Raw genomic sequence first — 22,306 nt, 5'->3', positions numbered from 1 at the left:
ATGAAATTCCGGTGATGAGGGTATCTCGGCGTTCCGCCACCCATCCTGAAAACCGTTCCACACAGCTGTATATCCAATCCGGCTCATTCCTTTAGCAGCCAGCAGTCCCAATTTACCTGTAGTCCGGCAATCGCCGGAGGTGACACCACGCGGTCGCTGTGCGCCGCGCGGCACTCCGCTGCGTTGTTCCGCAGCATCATGGAAGTAATGATAAAAAATAACGATTCGAGGATTCGATGATGAAAGCAACACTCAACAGGACGAAAACGGGGAGGCGGGCGCTCAGCCACCCGTCTTGCAACCGCCCCGGAATATCCCGACTGGGCGCGCTGGCATTTCTTCTCGCCGGCAACCTGTTCGGTGGCCTCCAAGCCCAGGCGCAGACCAACCTGGCCCAGGGCGCACCGATCACTGCCAGTTCCCATGCCGATGTGTATATCGCGGCAAACGCCAACGATGGCAACCAGGGCAGTTACTGGGAAAGCGCCAACAACGCCTTTCCGCAGTCTCTGACAGTAGACTTGGGCAGTGTAAAAACGTTGGACAGCGTCTCCCTTTCCTTGCCCGCGACCTGGGAAGCCCGCAACCAGAGCCTGGCCATCACCGGCAGTGCGGACGGCAGCAGTTACAGCACCATCGTCGCCAGCGCCAGCTACAGCTTTGCTCCCGGGAATAACAACCAGGTGGATGTCGCCTTTGCGGCAACCGACGCTCGCTACCTGCGCGTTACGGCAACCGCCAACAGCAGCTGGCCGGCAGCACAGGTTTCCGAGTTTGAAGTTTACGGGGACAGTGACAGCGGACCGCGCGATGCCTTCGCGCGCATTGAAGCGGAAAGCTACGACGCCATGTCCGGTATCCAACTCGAAGCCACCGGCGATATCGACGGCGGCAGCAATGTCGGCTGGGTCGAGGCCGGTGACTGGCTGCGTTTCGACAATGTCGATTTTGCCAGTGGCGCCAGCAGTGTGGAGGCGCGGGTCGCCAGCGGCAACGGCGGCAGCATTGAATTCAGGCTCGACGGCGTCAGCGGCCAGTTGGTCGGCACCGTCGATGTCGGCAACACCGGCGGCTGGCAGAACTGGGTGACCGAAACCGCCAGCATCAACGCCAGCGGCAGCCACGACCTGTACCTGGTGTTCAACGGCAGCGGTGAGGGCCTGCTGAACCTGAACTGGCTGCAGTTCGGCAGCGACGCGCCACCACTGCTACCGGATATTCCGCAGAACCTGGCGGTGAGCGACATCACCGTCAGCACCGTGACGCTGAATTGGAGCAGCGCGGATGGCGCCGACGGTTACGAAATACTGCGCAACGGTGCCCTAGTCGGCTCCACCGGTGCCACCAGCTATACGGATTCCGGCCTGGCCCAGGACACCACTTACAGTTATCGCGTGCGCGCCTACAATGGCAACGGCAACTCCGCCGACAGTGCCGCGGTTTCCGCCACCACCGACGGCGGCACACCGCCAACCGACGACAATGTGGCCGGCGACAAGGCCGTCAGCGCCACCTCCGCGGTGGGCCACCTGCCGGCAAGCAACCTGGTGGATGGCGACCCGTCCAGCTATTGGGAAAGCAGCGGCGCGCTGCCGCAGTCGGCCACCATCGACCTGGGATCGACCCATTTCGTCAGCCAGGTGACCATGAAGTTGCCCGCCGATGCGGCCTGGGAAACCCGCACCCAGACGGTGGCGATTCTCGGCAGCAGCGACGGTGTCAACTTTGCACCGATAGTCCAGCCCGCCGATTACATCTTCGATCCGGCCAGCGGCAATACCGCCAGTGCCGGTTTTGCCGAAACCGCCGCGCGCTATATCCGCCTCAATGTCTCCGCCAACAGCGGCTGGAGTGCGGCGCAGTTTTCCGAAGTGGAAGTCTACGGCTATCCGGATCCGGTGCCGCCGCAGGCGCCGGCCAACCTGGTCGTCGCCGGCGGCACCAGCACCACGCTGTTTCTGAGCTGGCAGGCCTCGCCACTGGCGGACGGCTACGAAGTCCTGCGCGACGGCGGTGTGGTCGCCGACGTGAGCGCCACCTCGTTTGCCGACAGTGGCCTGACGCCGGACACCGATTACAGCTACAGCGTGCGCGCCTATAACGGTTTCGGCACCTCGCCAGTGAGCAATACCGTCACCGGCACGACCCAGGCCGAGGGCCCGGAGCCGGATCCGACCCAGCGCGGCGCCAGCATGCCCTACGATCTCTACCAGGCGGAAAACGGCGTAACCGGCGGCGGCGCCCAGGTGCTGGCCCCGAACCGCACCATCGGCGACCTGGCCGGCGAGGCCTCCGGCCGCAGCGCGGTAACCCTGAACAGTACCGGCGCCTATGTGGAATTCACCACCGCCGCCGATACCAACACGCTGGTCACCCGCTTCTCGATCCCCGACGCACCCGGAGGCGGCGGCACTTCGGCGACGCTGAACGTGTACGTGGACGGCCAGTTCGAGCAGGCGCTGTCGCTGACGTCGAAACACGCCTGGCTCTACGGTGACGAAGCCGCGCCGCAGAACAACCCGGGCGCCGGACCGCCGCGGCATATCTACGACGAAGCCAACCTGATGTTCGACCGGGTGATTCCCGCCGGCAGCAGCATCCGCCTGCAGAAGGACCAGGAGAACGGCAGCCAGTACGCGATCGACTTTATCAGCCTGGAGCTGGTGGCGCCGATCCCGAATCCGGACCCAGCCAACTTCGTCACCCCCAGCGGCACCAGCCAACAGGCGGTGCAGCAGGCGATTACCACGGCCGCCAGCAGCGGCGCCGAGGGCGTCTACCTGCCGCCGGGTGATTACCAGACCAACTACAAATTCCAGGTAACCCAGCAGCCGCTGAAAATTGTCGGCGCCGGCCCCTGGTACACCCGCTTCTACACGCCGTCGACACAGACCAATACCGATGCCGGCTTTGCCGTCAGCAGCGCCGCCAACGGCTCCACTTTTGCCAACTTCGCCTTCTTCGGCAACTACGTCGACCGCATCGACGGCCCCGGCAAGGTATTCGATTTCAACGGCGTGCGCGATATGACGCTGGACAATCTGTGGGTGGAACACCAGGTGTGCATGTTCTGGGGCGCCAGCGTGCACGACTCCACCATCCGCAACTCGCGCATCCGCAACACCTTTGCCGACGGCCTCAACTTCACCAACGGCAGCAGCGGCAACCACGTCTCCAACAACGAGGCACGCACAACCGGCGACGACAGTTTTGCGCTGTTTGCGGCCACCGACAACGGCGGCGGTATCGTGCAGGACAACCTGTACGAGAACCTGACCGCGATGACACCGTGGCGCGCCGCCGGCCTCGCCAGTTACGGTGGCCAGGGCAATACTTTCCGCAATATCCAGGTGGAGGACACACTGACCTACAGCGGTGTCACCATCAGTTCGCTGGATTTCAGTTATCCGTTCACCGGCTTCCAGTATTCGCCCACGACCAATTTCGAGGGCATCACCATACTGCGCGCCGGCGGCCACTTCTGGGGCGACCAGGTGTTCCCGGCGATGTGGCTCTTCTCCGCCTCGGATACCTTCCGCGGCATCCGCATCTCCGATCTGGAAATCGTCGACCCGACCTACCACGGCATCATGTTCCAGACCAAGTATTCCGGCAGCCAGCACGAGAATGTGTTCGAGGATACGGTATTTACCGATGTGACCATTTCCGGCGCGCGCCTGGATCCGCAGTATCCAAACCGCTCGGGTTTCGGTATCTGGTCCAACCCGATGCCGGAGGCCGGCCAGGGTCCGGCGGTGGGCGATGTGGAATTCAACAACCTGACCATGTTCGACAATGTGGTGAACATCCAGGACGAGTCGCCGGATTTCCATATCACCATCAACGGCTTTGATGATTCCGGTTCCAGTTCCGGGAGTTCCAGTTCCGGGGGCTCAAGTTCCAGCAGCTCGAGCTCCGGGAGTTCCAGCTCCGGTGGTTCCACGTCCAGTTCGAGCTCGAGTTCAAGCTCCAGCTCGGGTTCCGGTTCCAGTTCCGGCTCGGGTTCCGGGGGCAGCTCGGGCTCCGGTAATCCGCACCCGGAGCCGGATGACAGCCACGGCGCAGCCATGCCCTACGACCGCTACGATACCTATGCAGCCAGCATCGGCGGCGGCGCGGCCCTGCGCACGGCGCCGACCTTCGACCAGGACCTGGTCGCCTCGGAGGCCAGCGAGCAGAGCTATATCGCCCTGCCCGGCGGCAGTGCCTACGCCGAGTGGACGGTGCGCGACGGCGAGGGCGGTGCCGGCGTGACCATGCGCTTTACCATGCCGGATTCCGGCGATGGCATGGGCCTGGACGGCTCGCTGGATGTCTACGTCAACGGCGACTTCGCGCAGACGGTGCCGCTGACCTCCTACTACGCCTGGCAGTATTTCTCCGGCGACCATCCCAACGATGCCCCCGGCGGCGGCCGGCCGCTATTCCGTTTCGACGAGGTGCACTGGAAACTGGCCACACCGCTGCAGCCGGGCGATGTGATCCGCATCCAGAAAGGCGGCGATGCCATCGAGTACGGGGTGGATTTCCTGGAAATCGAAGACGTGCCCGCGCCGATTGCACAGCCGGGCAACTCGGTGGCGGTCACCGATTTCGGCGCCGTGGCGAACGACGGCGCCGACGACCTGGCGGCCTTCGAGAGCGCGGTGGCGCAGGCCGTGTCCACGGGCCAGAGCCTGTATATCCCGGCCGGTACTTTCCACCTGGGTGATATGTGGCAGGTGGGCAGTGTGGACAATATGATCCAGGATCTCACCGTCATGGGCGCCGGTATCTGGCACAGTAACCTGCAGTTCACCAATGCCAACGCCGCCAGCGGCGGTATCTCGCTGCGCATTCTCGGCCAGTTGGATTTCAGCCATGTGTACATGAACTCCAACCTGCGCTCGCGCTACAGCCAGAACGCCATCTACAAGGGCTTTATGGATAATTTCGGCAACGACTCGCGCATTCACAATGTGTGGCTGGAGCATTTCGAGGCCGGCTTCTGGGTGGGCGACTATGCGCATACGCCGGCGATCCACGCCGAGAACCTGCTGATCGAGCACAGCCGTATCCGCAACAACCTGGCCGACGGCGTCAACTTCGCCCAGGGCACCAGCAACAGCACAGTGCGCAATTGCAGTGTGCGCAACAACGGCGACGACGGTCTGGCGGTGTGGACCAGCAATGTGAACGGCGCGCCGGCGGGGGTGAACAACCATTTCACGCACAACACGATCGAGAACAACTGGCGCGCGGCGGCGGTGGCCTTCTTCGGCGGCAGCGGCCACAAGGCCAGTTACAACCTGATCGTGGATACCGTCGGCGGTTCCGGTTTCCGCATGAATACCGTGTTTCCCGGTTATCATTTCCAGAACAACAGCGGAATTGAATTTACCGACAGCACGATCATTCGCAGCGGCACCAGCCGGGACCTGTACAACGGCGAGCGCGGTGCAATCGACCTGGAGGCCTCCTCGAACCCGATCCGCAATGTGACCGTGTCGCGGGTCGATATCTACGATACCCAGCGCAGCGCCATCCAGGTGGGCTACGGCGGTGGCTTCGAGGGTGTGGTATTCAACGATATCGCCATCGACGGCACCGGCCTCGACGGTGTGACCACGTCGCGCTTTTCGTCGCCGCACCCGGGGGCCGCATTTTTCTCCTATACCGGTAACGGCACCGTGACCATCGACAACTGGACCACCAGTAATGTGGCCCACCCGGACACCATCTTTATCCAGCCGGGCTTCAACCTGATCCTGCAATAACCGGCGACAACCGGTCTGGCGGGGGGCGCATACGCGCCCCTCTCTTGTCCCGCCAATGCCGGAATCCTGAAAATTCTCAGGTGTCCTGCGGATAAATTTAGGAAACGTGATCCCTATCCAGGTCCACCGCCGTATCTCATCCCACAATACCGACCTGAAACCAGGTATTCATCCTAACTCCGGTGCCGACAGTGCGTTCGTTTCGGAGTCCCGCTATCATCGTCAATCAAGTTTCGGGGCGCGGGCCGGGGCGCCGGGTGGAGTGGCCCTTTGCGGGACACGCGGTGAATACGTCCCTGTACGCTCTAATCGACATCCCTGTCTCATAAGGTCCCGCAAAGGGCCACTCCACCCGGCTCAGTGCCAACTTGCCACATTTCCCAACTCCGAAACTCGAGTACATGAAAAATAATAATGAGAGAAAACGCCATGACCGGAATCATCGAGATTGCCAAAGCGGCGAATGTATCCCCTTCCACCGTGTCCCGGGTCATCCACAACCCGGAACTGGTCAGCGAGGAGAAGCGCAACCTGGTGCAGGAAGTCATCCGCCGCACCGGTTATACCCCCAGCAACCTGGGCGCCGGCCTGCGCAAGGCGAAGACCAACAATCTGGTGGCGATCATTCCCGACGTCACCAGTGCCTTCAACTACCCGGTGATCCGCGCCATCGAGAGTATCGCGTTGGAAAACGGCTACTCGCTGCTGCTGGGCGACACCCAGGAACTGGAGAGCCGCGAGCGCTCCTTCGCCGCCATGGCCCGCTCGCGCCAGGCGGACGGCATACTGCTGTTCTGCTCCAACCTGCCGATCGACGTGGACCCGGAAATCCCGCTGGAAGACCAGCTGCCGCCGATGGTCAACGCCTGCGAACCCATCGACCTGCCCGGCCTGCCCAGGGTCAATATCGACAATGTGGCCGCGGCGGAGGAGGCGGTCAACCACCTGCTCTCCCTCGGCCACAAACGCATCGCCGCGGTGACCGGCCACCTGAAATCCCCCAGCACCCAGGACCGCCTGAAAGGCTACCGCTACGCGCTGCACCGGGCGGGTATCCCGGTGGATGAAACCCTGGTCGAGGCCGGTAACTACGGTCTGCGCGACGCCGAGCGCGCCACCCGCAAACTGATGGAACTGCGGGACCGCCCCAGCGCGATTTTCAATTTCAGCGATGAGATGGCCATGAGCTGCCTCGCGACCCTGCACGACATGGGCTACCGCATTCCCGCGGATATCTCGGTGATGGGCTTCGACGATATTTCCTACGCCGAATACTGCTACCCGGCCCTGACCACCGTCGCCCAGCCGATGACGGAAATCGGCATCGAGTGCATGGAGCTGCTGCTGCCGCAGTTGAAGGGCCGGAAAATGGCCGCCTGCAACCGCATACTGCCCCACCGGCTGGTGGTGCGGAAAAGCACCGGGCCGGCGCCGGCTTGAACACCGCCGTTCCATCGCTTCTTCCCCACGGGGCCCCCTTCTCAACATCTTCTGTCGCCGGTTTTCTCCCCCAAAGCCGGCTTCCGGCAACGTATCGTACAGATGTACTAGCCTTAACCGGCACACGGAGTGTACCTGTTTCTGTTCCCCCAGGATTTGAAGACAAATGCGTTACCTACCGACTGTTGCGGCTTTTGCAGCCACTCTCGCATTACTGAGCGCCTGTACCGTTACACCGGAGGCCGTGGATCGCGCCAGCATCGAAGAACGCGTCAACGCGGATATGGCCACGGCGTTCGGCAACCAGCAGCCGGTGTCCGGCCCCGTCACCCTCAACGAGGCCATCGCCCGCGCCATCGCCTACAACATGGACAACCGCCTCAAGCTGATGGAGGCGGCGGTGGCAAACCGCGAACTGAAATTATCGCGCTGGGAAATGCTGCCGGAAATCGCCGCCGATGCCGGCTACTGGCACCGCAACAAACAGCACTTCGCCAGCAGCGAGGACGTGGACGGCAACGAGTCGCTGGTCCAGTCCACCTCGCTGGACAAAACCTACAGCACCGCAGGGCTGGATCTCTACTGGAACGTGCTGGACTTCGGCATCAACTACCTGTCCGCCAAACAGGCGGCCGACGGCGTCATGATCGCCGTGGAGCGACAGCGCAAGATGATGCACAACGTGATCATGGACGTCGAGTACGCCTATTGGATGGCGCAGGCGGCCCAGCGCGCCGAGACCCGGCTGCCCACGCTGATCAAGCGAACCCGCGAGGCGCTGGCGCGCTCCCGTGTGAGCGCCGAGCGCGGCCTGCGCAAGACCGAGGCCAGCCTCGCCTACCGGCGCGAGCTGCTGCAGACCCTGCAGCAGCTGATCGAGCTGGAGGGCAATATGCACGATGCCCGGCGCGAGCTGGCATCGCTGATGGGCCTGCCGCCGGGCACCGAATACCGGGTCGCCGGCTCCGAGTCCGGCGACAGTATCGGCAACCCCTTCGCCAATATGGATATCGTGGCGCTGGAACAGTACGGCCTGCGCAACCGCCCGGAACTGATCGAGGAAGACTACCGCCGCCGCATGGCCGCCGACGAACTGCGCAAGGCCTGCCTGGAACTGCTGCCCGGGCTGGAGCTGCACACCGGCTACCGCTACGACGACAACAGTTTCCTGCTCTACAACGACTGGGGCGAAAGCAGCCTGCAACTGACCTGGAACCTGTTGCACACGGTGGTGGCCGGCCGCGACACCGTCGACTACGCCCGCGACAATATCAAGCTCGGCGATGTGCGCCGCGCCGCGCTCACCGTCGCCGTACTCACGCAGATCGACCTGGCCCACAGCCACCTGCGCCGCGCGCAATTGAATTACCAGTACGCGCTGGAGCTGGCGGATATCGACCAGCAGATGGCACAGCAGGCTCGCGCCCGCTGGCAGGCGAGCCAGGGTACCGAGCTGGAGAGCATTCGCGCCGCCACCCGCAACCTGCTGTCCGGCGTGCGCCGCGATGTCACCTACGCCGACTGGCGCAACGCCAATGGCAAGCTCGGCAACGCCGTCGGCTTCAGCCCGGAATACTATATCGACTACCGGCAGCCGCTGGACCTGATCCAGCAACAGGTGGCCGACATGCGCGCCGCCGGCGCCAGTCGCGAGCTGCTGCCCACCGGTGGCTATTCGCCCGTCGGCGTCGAGGCGCGCCAGAGCCGGATCGCCGACGATTCACAAGCTTCGGTCCGCTGGTGATGGCCGTGCGCAGTCCCCTTGTCCTCGTCGCCACGCTGCTGGCAGTGCCGCTGTTGGCGACTGCCGAACCCGCCACCGCACCGGCCAAACTCACCGCGCTCAGCCGCGTGGAAATTTCTGCCGAGATCGCAGCCAAAATCACCGAGGTCAAGGTGCGCGATGGCGACCGCTTCGCCCGCGGGGACCTGCTGGCGCGCTTCGACTGCACCGAGTTGCGCGCGGAACTCGACAGCGCCGAGGCCCGCCGTGACATGGCTCGCAGGCAACTGGAATCCAATACCGAGCTGCGCGACCTGGGCGGCAACATCAGTACACTGGAATTGCTGCAGAGCCAGGCGCAACTGGCCGAGGCCGGCGCCAAGGCCAAGGTACTGCAACACCGCGCCGGCCATTGCGAAGTGCGCGCGCCCTTCGACGGCTTCGTCATCCGGCGCGAGGTGCAACCCCACCAGCGCGTCGAGATAGGGATGCCGCTGTTCGAACTGCTGGACAACCGGGGCCTGGAAGTGGAGGCCATCGTGCCCTCCGCCTGGCTCGATCAACTGGCGCCCGGCGATACCTTTCGTGTCCGCATCGAGGAGACCGGTGCCCAATACAGCGCCACGCTGCTGCGCATAGTGCCGGCCGTGGATCCGGTCACCCGTACCGTGCGCGTGATCGGCAGTATCCGCGAGCGCGATGCGCTGCTGGTTGCCGGCATGAGCGGCGAGGCGTTTTTCCGTATCGAGCACGCAACCGAGGCAAAAGCGGTCGCTGGAGTGAATGACAGTGAAGCTCGACGGCAGTAACCGTAATCCGGACGGCAGCGACCACCGGCGGCTGCTGGAAAAGCTCAACGCCTTCCTGGCGCTGGAAAAACAGCTGCGCACCGCTGGCAGCGAAGGGGAAATTGCACGCAGCGCCTGCAGCGACTGCCAGATGCTGTTGAATATCGACAGCGCGATTTTCTTTCGCGCGCCCTACCTGCGCGCCATCGCCGCCTCCAACGTCATCGACATCGACAACACCAGCGGCGAAATCCTCGACTGCCGGGCCCTGCTGCAGCGCCACGGCCCGGTCGACGAGCGCGGGCAGGCGGCATTCGAGTCCGGCGGCACCCACTACCTGGCGGCGCGCATCGGCGATTTCGGCCAGCTGCTGTTCCTGCGCAGCGCGCCCTTCAGCGACCACGAGCAACAGGTCCAGCGGGAACTGGCGGATGCGGTGCTGCAGGCATTTCTCGCCCGCCGCGGTGCCCGGCGCCGCCCGTGGCATCTGCACCTGTCGCGGCGCAAATTGTGGGTCGCCGCACTGCTGATCGGTGTCGGCCTGCTGCCGATCCGCCAGAGTGTGCTGGCGCCGGCGACCCTGGCGGCCATAGAACCGCGTATCGTCTCCGCCAGGACCGAGGGCGTGATCCGCTCTATCGCGGTGCCCCCCAATGCACCGGTGGAGACGGACCAGCTGCTGTTCACACTGGAATCCGCCGAGGTGGAGGCGGAGATCGACAAGGTGCAACAGGAGATCGCCCTCTACCGCGAACGGCTGCGCATGACGCGGCAATACAATTTTCGCGAGGCCGCCGCCGGCCACCGCCTGGCCCAGGCGGAAACCGACCTGGCGATCCGCCACCTGGAGCTGGAATACCAGGGCGACATACTGCGGAAAACCCGCGTGCGCGCGCCGGACACCGGCGTGGCCATTTTTACCGACCCGTCCGAGTGGATCGGCCGCCGCGTGCGCGCCGGGGAAAAAGTCATGGAAATCGTGCGCCCGGACGCGCGCCAGATCCGCATCGACCTGCCCACCGCCGATGCGATCGAGCTGCCGCAAAATGCGGAGACGGTGTTCTACGCCGAGGCCAACCCGCTGGCGCCGATTCGTGGCCGGATCAGCTACCAGAGCCTGATGACCACCGACGGCGAAAACCGGCCGGCAAGTTATCGCCTGATCGCCGCCATCGGCGAGGACCGACCCGGTATCCGCATCAACACCCAGGGCCACGCGCGCATCTACGGCGCCCGCGTGCCGCTGGTCTACTACCTGTTGCGCCGGCCCCTGGCCAGTGCGCGGCGCTGGCTGGGATTTTGAGTGTCGCACCGGACGGTGCCCGGCCCAACGCGTAGCCCGGATGCAGCGCAGCGGAATCCGGGCATAACGGCGCGGAAAACACCGATACAGATGTAGAGCACTGCGCACCGATCTAAAGCCGGGCACCAGCCCGGGTTTCTGAAGAAGTTGGAGTTACCGAGTGGATACCTGGCCCACACTGCGCAGGGACCTGCAGTTTCACCGCGCCCCGGAAGAACCGGGCCGCGAGCGCGGCTGGATGATCTACGATCCGCTGCGGGCGCTCTATATCGAACTGGGCGAACTGGAACTACTGATACTGCGCCTCTGGCACCTGGGGTCACCGGCGGCGATCGCGGACCGTCTCTCCCGCGAGCGGCACTGCGAGATCAACGAAGACGCCGTAGAGCAGTTCCGGCGTTTCGCCGCCGACAACGACCTGCTGCAGAGCCGCGCCGTCGACCTACAGCAGCGCGCCGGTAGCCGTGCCGTGGCGCCGCTGCAGGGCGTGCAGAAGTGGGTATTCTGGCGGCGGCCGCTATTTTCCCCGCAGCGGCTCAGCCGCTGGCTGGCACCACTGGCGCGACTGACCGGCCGGCGCTTTTTCTGGCTGGCCGTCATCGCGACCGCGGCACTCACCGCGCTATCCATCGGCCAGCACTGGCTCGATTACCTGGCGCACCTGCGCGCCAGCTGGAGTCCGGCGGGTATCGGCTTCTTTGCGCTGGCGTTTTTCGCGCTGAGCCTGCTGCACGAACTCGGTCACTGCAGTGTGGCGCGCCTCTACGGTATCCGCGCCAACAGTGTGGGCATCGGGCTGATCGCGCTGATGCCGATCATGTACAGTGAAATTACCGATGCCTGGCGGCTGCCCAGGAAAGCGCGACTGCATATCTCCTGTGCCGGCGTCGCCTTCGAAATTCTCCTGGGGCTGACGGCAGCCATCGCCTGGTGCCTGCTGGAAAATGGCCCGCTGCGCTCGGCGGCCTTTTTCCTGTTCACCTCATCGCTGGTGACCACACTGCTGATCAACCTCAATCCACTGATGCGCTTCGATGGCTACTACCTGCTGAGCGACTACACCGGTGAGAAAAACCTGCACCAGACCAGCGCCACACTGTTGCGCACCGCCACCTGGAACCTGCTGCTGAAAAACCCTCCCCGACAGCGCAGCGCAGAACAGAAAAAGCGCGAGCGACTGCTGGTCTGTTTCGGGCTTTTCAGCCTGCTGTACCGCCTGGGTGTATTCCTGACCATCAGCTGGATGGCCTACCAGTTACTGTTCAAGGCCGCCGGCCTGCTGGTGTTCTTTTTCTGTATCGCGGTACTGCTGTTGATTCCAGCGGTGCGGGAAATCAACACCTTTGCCCGGCACCTGCGCGGACGCAGCGGCGGCGAGCGCGGCGACACAATGCGGCCATGGCATTGGCTCAACCACTTGCGCCGTCCACCACTGATACTGCTGGCACTGCTGCTGGCGCTGTTCCTGCTGCCGCTGCCCTGGCCGGTGCAATTGCCGGCCGCCACCTACTTTGCCGACCGGCAGCAGGTACTGGCACCAACGGCAGGATTAGTGGCTGCCATTCCAGTGAAACCGGGCGACCGGGTTGTCGCCGGCCAGCTACTGCTGAAACTGGAAAACAGCGAACTGGACTACCGCCTGCAGCGCGGCCGACGGGAACTGCAATTGCTGCAGGCGCGCAAGAACCGCGACGGATTCGAATCGGCACTGGACTCCCTGGATGCCGTCTACCTGCAGGACCTGCTCAGCAAGGAGCGGGAACTGCAGAGCCTGCAGGCGAAAAAGGCACAACAGCAGCTGGTGGCAAAGCAAAGCGGGCGCGTCGACTGGCGGCTGCCCGGTATCGGCCGCGGCGAACACCTGTCGGTGAACCAGCCGGTGCTGTCCATCGTCGACCCGGACAGCCTGCGCGGCCGCGCCTACGGCCGGACGCAACATGTGGCGCGCATTCGCGGACGCACCCACGGCCGCCTGTTCCTGCGCGGTCGCTGGCAAGCGGTCGATGTCCACATCGAGACCATCGACGATATCGGCTCCCACAAACTCGACGACCCGGCGCTCGCCAGCACCTTCGGCGGCCCACTGCGGACCGGTGACAAAGGCGAGCGTATCGACGAGGCCCGCCAGCGGCTGGAATTTTCACTGGCGGCCACCGAACGCCGGGCACTGGCGGGCCAACGCATCGGCTACCTGGTGGTATTCGGCGAGCCGATCAGTCTCCTGCAGTTATTGTCCCGCAGGGTTGCGGGTGTTTTTGTGCGCGAGAGCGGTATCTGATCCTCACGCGCAAAAAGGTAAAGAGGTATAGAGAATGGAATCCACACAGTTTGCGAACAATGCCCTGTCCGCATCCATTTCCTCACTGGCCGGCGCGCGCCGGCAACCCCGCAGCCTGCGCCGCATCCTGGAAAAACGCATTCTGCTGGATGCCTCGGCACCGGCGGATATGTCCCACGCCCCGGCCACGGCGGACCACTCGGCAGCGCCGGCCGACAGCGACCAGAACGACGGCGGCAATCACCAGCCCCACGGCCCGACCATGGACCAGCAGCAGCCGGAAAGTCGCAATGAACTGGTGATCATCGATATGACCATCGAAGATGCCCAGGCGCTGGTGGACGACCTGGTACAGCAGGCAGACGAGGTGACCGATCGCGGCGATCACCTGGAACTGCAGATCGGCGCCCGCGATATCGCGCTCTATACCATCGACGACAGCGCCAGCGTGGCCACCATCGGCGACCTGCTGGCGGAACACGGCCGAACCGACGCGCTGCACCTGGTGACCCACGGTGGCGCCGGCGGTATCGATATCGGCAGCGACAGCCTGTCGCTGCAGACACTGCAGCAATTCCGCGGCGAGCTGCAGAGCTGGTCCGGCCATTTCAGCAGCGATGCGGATATCCTGCTCTACGGTTGCAATGTCAGTTACAGCGATACCGGCGAGGATTTTATCCTGCAGCTCTCGCAACTGACCGGCGCCGACATCGCCGCCTCCGACGACCCCACCGGCCATATCGCCCGCGGCGGCGACTGGGACCTGGAGTACCAGCGCGGCCCGATCGAAACCGACATCCTCTTTTCGCAACTGCTGCAGGGTGAATGGGACGGGCTGCTGGCGGCAACGGCGTCCGCCACTGTCGACGCGGACTCCGAGGATTTCATCAACGAAACCACCGATATCGCCTTCGCGTTCGACAACTCCGGTGCCGACCCGGGTTACGGCCCGTTTATGGACGTGGTGCTGGGCCCCGGCATGACTGTCGAGAGCGTGTCCGGTTTCCTCGGTGCCAGCTACGTAGAGTACACCGTGGTCGACGGCCAGTGGGTCGACAGCAGCGGTAACCCGGTGGAGTACCACCCCTACGACGTCAACCAGACCGGCGCCATTCCACTGCCGCCGGTGGGTGCGGAGGGCTCCCACTGGTATGCGATCGAACTGCCGTTCGGCTCCTTCACGCCGGACCAGCCGGCGTACGAATTCGTCGCCACGGTGCTGCTGGACGAGGCCACCGGTGCCGAGGTGGGCGTGCCCATCCCGGTCTACGTGCGGCCGGGCTTCATGTACGGCGAGGACCCGCTCAACAACCCGGACACGGACCCACCGCTTGTGGGCCCGGAGATCACCACCAATATCACCCCCACGGTAATGTTGGTGGACAAGGAAGCGCTGGACGGCGATGGCGATAACAACTCCATCGGCGACGACGGCGAAACGGTTACCGGCCCCAGCGAACCGGTGACCTGGCGGGTAACGGTGGATATCGCCAACCTGTCGACTGTGGAAGACCTGTTGATTACCGAGCAGGTGCCGGACAATTTCTATTACCAACCGGGCAATGTCACGGTCACCGACGTCAACGGCAATACCCTGGTAGAAGGCGTCGATTACGAGCTTGCAGAACCGCCGGAGGGGGCCAACAGCGATGCGGAGCTGGTGGTGACCATGCTGACACCGGTCACCGGTACCACCGCCGCCAACGATCTCGTCATCACCTATACCGGCTATGTGCCGGACGTGGATGGCAACGGCGACCCGATCGTCATCAACGACGGCAGCAACGACGCGGTACGCAATACCGCCACCGCCAGCGGCAGCTACCAGGAGCAGGACGTCAGCGACGATGACGACGCCGTGATCACCGCCACCGCCACGGCGCTGCAGAAGGATGTGGCACTGGTCGAGGACAACGGCACCGAGGGCAACACCCCCGGCGATCGGCTGCGCTATACCCTCACCCTGGAAGTTTCCGACTATATGCAGCTGGAAGACCTGCTGCTGTCCGACGTCCTCGGCGACGGGCTCCAGGTCGACGAAAGTTCCATCACCATCGAGCTGTTCTACAACGGCACAACCTATGGCCCCGCCGCCACGGACAACGCCACGGTCACCGAGGACAGCGGCACCGGCGAAACCACCGTCAGCATCGATATTTCCCAGGAGCTGATCGACCAGGGCATCAGCGACGGCAGCCTCGACGGAGACCTGTTTGCCGACAGCAGTGTGGATGGCACCACCACCATCGTGGTCACCTACGAAGCCAGCATCCGCGAACACTATCTTGCGACCGGACAGGCGGTGGACGCGCTCGATACCATTCGCAACCAGGCCACCATCGACGCCAGCGCCGCCTCCGCCAACGGCGAAGCGATCGATAACAGCAGCTCGGAAGAAATCGTTATCGAGGGCGCGGATTCCAGCAAAAGTGTGTACGCAGTCAACGGCAGTACCGATCCCGACAACCTGGATGAAATCGCCGTGGGGGATGAGGTCACCTTCTCCGTCGAAGTGGATCTCGGCACCCTGGACAGCAACGGCGTGGTGATTACCGACTATCTGCCACTGCCGGTGTTCGCGGCCGTAGCACCTTCTTTTGTGGATACCGGCGAGGGCACCGCCACGCCCGGCGCCAATCAGTGGGGTTTCGGTCCCGACACCGATTTCGGCAACTGGCCCGACGGTTACCTGGACGGCGACAATGTCACCACCAGCGCGGACACCGCCAACAATTCCATCACCTGGTCCCTGGAGCCGGTGGAACAGATCGATTCTGCCGGCGGCACCGTGCAGCTGCTGTTCACCGTCGTCGTACAGGACGAACCCTTTACCGACGGCCTTTCCCTGACCAACGTGGCTTCCGTCACCGTCAATGGTACCGAAACCAGTTCGACACTGGACCCGAACGGGGTCCAGGTGCAGATACTGTCACCGACCATCAGCGTCACCAAGGGCGTGGTATCCACCGACGATCCGAACGGCCAACTCGATCCGACACCACCCGGACCGGTAACCTTCGATCCGGCCGGCAGCCCCGACAGCGGCAGCCAGCCCTGGACTGGCGATATCACCAGCCAGAACCTGGACACCACACCGATCGACTCCGACCTCGGCAATGTGGATGCCGGCGATACCGTGCGCTTCGCCATCGTGGTGGAGAATTCCGGCGGCTCCGACGCCTTCAATGTCGCCATCAGCGATACGCTGCCGGACGGCTTTGAAATTCCCGGTGGCGGCCTCAACCTGCAGGTCTACACCGGCAATGGAACCGAAGTGAGTTACAGCGGCGATCTGTTCAGCGGCGGCATTACAATGGATGATCCCTCCGCCAACGAGGGCGCACTCAATGAGGGGCGCGATCCGGATACCGGCCCCACCACCGATGGCAGCAACGTTATCGTCATCACCTACGATCTGGTGGCCACCGACGCGGTGCAACCGAGCCAGCAGATCGAGAACACCGCGCAACTGGAAGCCTACGGCGGCCTCGACGACGGCAACGACTACACGGAAGGCAACTCCAACATCAACTGGCAGGACGATGCGCTGGTAGCCATCCGCGAAAATACCGTGGACAAGACCCTGGTCGGCACCAGTATCAATTCCGACAACAATGCCAACAATGAAGCCGTGATCGGCGAGGTAATCACCTACTCGGTAACGCTGACCATCGCCGAGGGGGAAACACCGAGCGCCAGCCTGGTGGACACGCTGGATACCGGACTGGCGTTTATCGGTGTCACCGATATCGAATTTTCCGATGACATCGACTCCACCGTGGATCTCAACGCGATCGATGGCACGGTCAGCGGCCAGCAGGTGACCTTCGACCTGGGCGACCTGACCAACAGCAACCGCGACAACACCACCGCCGAAACCATCACCATCACCTACGAGGTACTGGTGCAGAATGTGGTCGATAACCAGAGTGGCGACCAGCTCAACAACAGCGCCCGGTTTTTCTGGGACGACACCGCCGACGGCAGCGACAATCCCACCGGCCACGGCACCGCATCGGCGGAGAATGTCGCCGTGATCGAGCCGGATTTGCAGGTGGATAAATCGCTTATCGATACACCCCAACCGATCGACGCCGGAGATCTGGTGACTTATGAAATCGTGCTCTCCCACTCCGGCTTTTCCGATACCGATGCCTTCGACGTGACCTTCTCGGACGACCTGCCGACTGATCTTGAAAACTTCAACCTGATCAATGTCACCCATTCTACCGAGGGCGATATCACCGGCGATTTCGAAATCGTCGGCAACACACTGCAGACGGATCCGGGCTTTTCTTTCGACCTGCTGCAGGGAGAAACGGTTACCATCCAGGTCTCCGGTGAGGTGGTCGGCACCGTCGCCCCCGAAACCCAGATCAGCAATACCGCCATCGTCGACTGGCAGAGTATCGACGGCGACGATCCCAACGAGCGCACCGGTGCCGACGGCGAGGGCAGCGCGTTGAACGACTACGAGAGCAGCGACACGCTGAACCTCGTCACCGCCTCGGTGGAGGTTGGCAAGCAGATTGTCAGCAGCTCCATCATCGACGACAGCAACGGAGTGGACGAGGGTGTTATCGGCGAAACCCTGACCTACGTCTCCGCCTTCCTGGTTCCGGAGGGCGGCGCCTCCCTCGCAGAGATACTCGACACGCTGCCGGAAGGGGTGGAGTTCGTCAGCCTCGACCAGGTCTTTGTCGGCGCCAATATCACGTTCGACAACGGCAACTTCACAGAGCCTACGCCGGGTGCTACCGGCGAAATCAGTTTCGGCACCGCCGACCTGGCCAATACACCGGACGGTGTACAGAACGAAGACGATATCGTCGCCGTGGTGTACACGGTGCGTATCCTGAATGTGGACAGCAACCAGGCCGGCACGGTGCTGACCAACCAGGCGGAATTCCGCTTCGACGCCAACGGCAACGGCGACAATACCGACGACGGCTCCGTTACTGCCTCCACGGATGCCACCGTGATCGAACCACAACTGCAGATCGACAAATCGGTCAACGCCACCGAAGCCGACAACGGCGACCCGGTCGAGTACACCATTACCGTCACCAACCCGGACGACGGCTCCAGTACCACCGCCTACGACATCAGCTTCAGCGACCCGCTGCCCGAGGAACTGTCGGATATCGCCTTTACCGCGACCCTGGAAACCGATGCGGGAACCACGGATATCTCCGGCTTTTTCGAGATCGTCGGTGGTGAGCTGGTACTGAATCCGCAGGCGGAACTGGACCTGGCGCCCGGCAGTGTCGTCACCATTACCGTCAGCGGTTCGCTGGCCAATGCGCTCGCCGGCAGCACTTTCGACAATACCGCCAGTGTCGACTGGACCAGCCTCAATGGCGATGATACCAACGAGCGTACCGGGGCCGACGGCGAGGGCGGCGCCCTGGACGACTATGCAACCAGCGACGATGCACCGCTGTCGGTACCGGCCCCGTTGATCGAGAAAAACCTGGTATCCACCAGCCAGAACGACAGCCTCAACGACGACAACGAAGCCACCATCGGCGAAATCGTCACTTTCGAAACGGTATTGACCCTGCCCGAGGCCACGCTGATCGGCGAGATCCTCGACGACTATGGTCCCGGTTTCGAGTTCGTGGACCTGGTCAGCGTCACCGCCAGCAACCCGGATTCGATCCAGATCGACTTCGACCAGATCACCGTTATCGACGATCCGGACAACAATATCGTCGGCCTGGATTTCGGCACCCTGGTCAATACCGATACCGACAACAGCACCACCGAAACCATCACCTTCACCTACCGCCTGCGGGTTACCGATGTTGTCGGCAACCTGGATGGCACCACCCTGACAAACGAGGCCGCCCTCAACTACGATACCGATGGCGACGACGTGCCCGATACCACAATCAACGACACCGCCACGGTGGACCTCGTGGAACCCGAGGTCATCGTCAACAAGGAACTATTGACCCCGTCACCGGTACTCCTGGGCGGTATAGCGCAATACCAGATTACCGTCGAACTGGATCCGGCCAGCGGCGCCGACGCCTACGATGTCCATATCGAGGACGCACTGCCGCCCTACCTGGCCGGCGTGGAAAACGTGCAGATAACCGTTACCGGCGGCTCGCCGGAGGTGATCGACAACTCCGCCGACAATAGGCTGGATCTGGAGATCAGCGTTATCGACAGCAGCACCGTGGTGACCATCACCATCGACGCACGGGTGACCAGTGACCCCACCGCCGTCGGTGAAAGCACCACCAATACCACGACCGTCGACTGGACCAGTATCGACGGCGACGACGCCAACGAACGCACCGGTGCCGACGGCGAGGGCGGCGCACTCGACGACTACGCCGACAGTGACCCCGCAACCGCGGAGATTACCGCTTTCGACCTCTCGATCACCAAGGACGATGGCGGTATCGACGAAGCCAATCCGGCAAGCCCCGGCGATACCATTACCTACACCTTTAACTACGCCAATGCCGGCCCCGCCGACGCCACCAATGTGGTCATTATCGAGACTCTGCCGGATTACGTCACCTTCAATGCCGCCGCCAACCCGGACTGGACGCTGGACGGCGATACCCTGACCTACACAGTGGGCGATCTCGCCGCTGGCGCCAGTGGCACCGCCACCCTGACGGTCGAGATCGTCAATCCTGTGCCCGCCGGTGCGGACGAGACCACCAACACCGTCACCATCGAGAGCGAGGACGGCGCCGACCCGACCCCGGAGGACAACACCGACGATGACGTCTCGCCGATCGTAGCGGCGCCGGACTATGTCATCGACAAGATCGAGAATTTCGACGACCCGGTTCACCCCGGCGATGCCATCAGTTGGACCTTCGAGGTCTCCAATGTCGGCAACCAGGACGGCACCGGCGTAGTGGTGACAGACCAGTTGCCGGATATCGATGTATTCACCGACTTCGTGGCCAGCGACGACGGCGTCATCGACCTGGCCGCGGGTACCGTCACCTGGGAGATCGGCGACCTGGCCGCCGGCGACTCGCTCACCCTGACACTGTCGGCAAATGTCGCGGTGGAGGGACTGCCGGTGCAGATACCGCCGCAGGAGAACGCTGTCGAGGTTACCGACGATGGCAACAACGGTCCGGATCCAACCCCGGAAAACAACCGGGATGTGGAACCCGTCGAGGTGGAGTTCGTCGACCTGACGGTGGACAAGATCGAGAACTTCGACGATCCGGCCCACCCCGGTGACAGCCTCAACTGGACCATAGAAGTCACCAACGAGGGCAACACCACCAGCACCGGCTTGGTGGTCACCGACACGCTGCCGGACCGCGATATCTTTACCGGTTTCGTCGCCAGCGACGGCGGCGAGGTGGACCTGGCGGCAGGCACCGTGACCTGGACTCTCGACGAGCTGGCCGTCGGCGAGACGGCGACCTTCAGCCTCTCCGCCGTGGTCCGCGACAATGTACCGACCGCGATACCGCCGCAGGAAAACAGTGTTTCGGTCACCGATGACGGCACACATGGCCTGGATCCGACACCGGAGAACAACACCGACACCGAGCCACTGGCGGTGGAATACGTGGATCTGGTGATCGACAAGGACGACGGCGGCATCGCCGTGACGCCCACGGATTCCTATGTCTACACCCTCAATTATCAAAACAGTGGCACCGCCACCGCCGAGGGCGTGGTGATCACCGAGACCCTGCCGCCGAACACCACCTTCGATCCGGCCAACTCCACACCGGGATGGGTACAGGACGGCGATACCTTCACCTTCGAAGTGGGCAGCCTCGGCGCCGGCGAACACGGTAGTATCCAGTTCGCGGTGATTGTCGACTTCCCGCTGGACCCGATGATCACCGGAACCCAGAACACCGCCACTATTACCGACGACGGCTCCAGTGGCCCGGACCAGAACCCGGCGGACAACACCGACACCGAGAACACCGAAATACGCGCGCAACCGCAGGTGGACAACATCACCCTCTCCAACCTGCACTGGCGGATGGAAATCCCCGAGCGACCGGAACGGGAGCACGAGCCGGAAATGTACGGTCGCCTGGTTTCCCGCGAGACAGAGCAGGTCACGGCCAACCTGCAGGGCAGCCGCAGCGGCCATCATTTCGATCCGGCCTTCGGCACTGTCGACGGCGCTTACTATCCCAACGACTGGTCACCGGTATTTGACGCACTGAGCGGCTACTGGCTGTCGCCCAGCAAACCGGTCGAGGGCGGCGGCGACAAAGAAAGTCCGCTGCAACTGGACAGCGACTTCGGCGACTACCGCGCCGAAAGCCTGTTCGGCACCTTCGGCAAGGCGTTGATCAGTGCGGCCGACAACGATGGGGAAAATGCGGTACAGCGACAGCTGGACGAAATCGGAAAGGACTTCGATTCCGCCGGAGTCAGCCCGGTCCTCAGCGCACTGGCAAGAATCGCCGCGGCGGATACCAACCGTTGACCCGTGGCCCCATAGCAGGGGCGTAGTCCGGATGGAGCGCAGCGGAATCCGGGGATCGGGGAGCTCCCCGGCCCACCCGTAGCCGATCTGCCACAAAAAGTGGGCCCCTCCGCGGCGGCAGCCGATCTGGATCAGGCCGGACCCTTTGCAAGTTTTTTCAGGAACACTTCTATTTCCCGCTCCACCTGCTTGTCGCCCTTCTCGCGGGCCACCTCCAGCCCGCGGGACAGGGCCCGCCGTGCCCGCTCCGGTTCATCCAACGCCATCAGGCTGCGCCCCAGCAGCTTCCAGGCGGCGGAGTGGTCCGGCATCTGTTCGACACAGGCCTGCAGGTGACCCGCAGCGTCCTTGTAGTCCCGCTCGTTGAACAGCGCACTGCCCAGCCCGAAGCGCAACAGCGCTGAGTCTTTTCCGGCATCCAGCTGTTCCCGCAGGCGATGAATGATCGGATTGGTCATGTGGCTCTCCGTTTGAATAGCGTTAGAATCGGCCGACGATAATGCATTCAAGTTGCGGCGTTGAGAAATGCCGGGTGTGGCACAAAGCCAGGCGGGGTGGCCCTTTGCGGGACC

The 22,306-nt window shown here is 63.3% G+C and carries 8 protein-coding genes; 7 read left to right on the top strand and 1 reads right to left on the bottom strand.

The window, feature by feature from the left end:
- Positions 1-239 precede the first annotated feature (239 nt).
- From MWN76_RS16745 to MWN76_RS16715, 7 genes are all read left to right on the top strand, one after another.
- Positions 240-5,756: a carbohydrate-binding protein gene (locus MWN76_RS16745; RefSeq protein ID WP_250463407.1), complete on the top strand. Its 5,517-nt coding sequence runs from the start codon at positions 240-242 to the stop codon at positions 5,754-5,756.
- A 429-nt stretch (positions 5,757-6,185) separates the two neighbouring features.
- Positions 6,186-7,196 (top strand): LacI family DNA-binding transcriptional regulator, encoded by a 1,011-nt coding sequence (locus MWN76_RS16740; protein WP_250463405.1) that lies wholly within the window; start codon positions 6,186-6,188, stop codon positions 7,194-7,196.
- 166 nt (positions 7,197-7,362) lie between these two features.
- Positions 7,363-8,940 (top strand): TolC family protein, encoded by a 1,578-nt coding sequence (locus MWN76_RS16735; RefSeq protein ID WP_250463403.1) that lies wholly within the window; start codon positions 7,363-7,365, stop codon positions 8,938-8,940.
- Positions 8,941-8,945: 5 nt separating this feature from the next.
- Positions 8,946-9,728 carry an efflux RND transporter periplasmic adaptor subunit gene (locus MWN76_RS16730; protein WP_250463402.1) on the top strand — a complete coding sequence of 261 codons (783 nt, stop codon included), beginning with the start codon at positions 8,946-8,948 and terminating at the stop codon, positions 9,726-9,728.
- Complete coding sequence (locus tag MWN76_RS16725; RefSeq protein ID WP_250463400.1) at positions 9,703-11,010, top strand: efflux RND transporter periplasmic adaptor subunit; 1,308 nt, start codon at positions 9,703-9,705, stop codon at positions 11,008-11,010. The genes MWN76_RS16730 and MWN76_RS16725 overlap by 26 nt, the downstream gene beginning before the upstream one ends.
- 160 nt (positions 11,011-11,170) lie before the next feature.
- Positions 11,171-13,288 carry a site-2 protease family protein gene (locus MWN76_RS21195; RefSeq protein ID WP_250463398.1) on the top strand — a complete coding sequence of 706 codons (2,118 nt, stop codon included), beginning with the start codon at positions 11,171-11,173 and terminating at the stop codon, positions 13,286-13,288.
- 34 nt (positions 13,289-13,322) lie between these two features.
- Positions 13,323-21,734, top strand: coding sequence for an isopeptide-forming domain-containing fimbrial protein (locus tag MWN76_RS16715; protein WP_250463396.1), 8,412 nt, complete (start codon positions 13,323-13,325; stop codon positions 21,732-21,734).
- A 131-nt stretch (positions 21,735-21,865) separates the two neighbouring features.
- Here MWN76_RS16715 and MWN76_RS16710 read toward each other — a convergent pair whose 3' ends face one another.
- Positions 21,866-22,192 carry a tetratricopeptide repeat protein gene (locus MWN76_RS16710; RefSeq protein ID WP_250463394.1) on the bottom strand — a complete coding sequence of 109 codons (327 nt, stop codon included), beginning with the start codon at positions 22,190-22,192 and terminating at the stop codon, positions 21,866-21,868.
- Between the last annotated feature and the right edge of the window lie 114 nt (positions 22,193-22,306).

Source organism: Microbulbifer litoralis (assembly GCF_023634065.1).
GTDB lineage: Bacteria > Pseudomonadota > Gammaproteobacteria > Pseudomonadales > Cellvibrionaceae > Microbulbifer > Microbulbifer litoralis.
The sequence above is the reverse complement of the archived record's forward strand: the minus strand, read 5'-3'. Positions and strand labels throughout refer to the sequence as shown.

Bases quoted from the DNA above. Each gene is read 5' to 3' on its own strand.
- MWN76_RS16745 (WP_250463407.1), top strand. From the start codon at position 240: ATGAAAGCAACACTCAACAGGACGAAAACGGGGAGGCGGGCGCTCAGC.
- MWN76_RS16725 (WP_250463400.1), top strand. From the start codon at position 9,703: ATGACAGTGAAGCTCGACGGCAGTAACCGTAATCCGGACGGCAGCGAC.
- MWN76_RS16735 (WP_250463403.1), top strand. From the start codon at position 7,363: ATGCGTTACCTACCGACTGTTGCGGCTTTTGCAGCCACTCTCGCATTA.
- MWN76_RS16715 (WP_250463396.1), top strand. From the start codon at position 13,323: ATGGAATCCACACAGTTTGCGAACAATGCCCTGTCCGCATCCATTTCC.
- MWN76_RS16710 (WP_250463394.1), bottom strand. From the start codon at position 22,192: ATGACCAATCCGATCATTCATCGCCTGCGGGAACAGCTGGATGCCGGA.
- MWN76_RS16740 (WP_250463405.1), top strand. From the start codon at position 6,186: ATGACCGGAATCATCGAGATTGCCAAAGCGGCGAATGTATCCCCTTCC.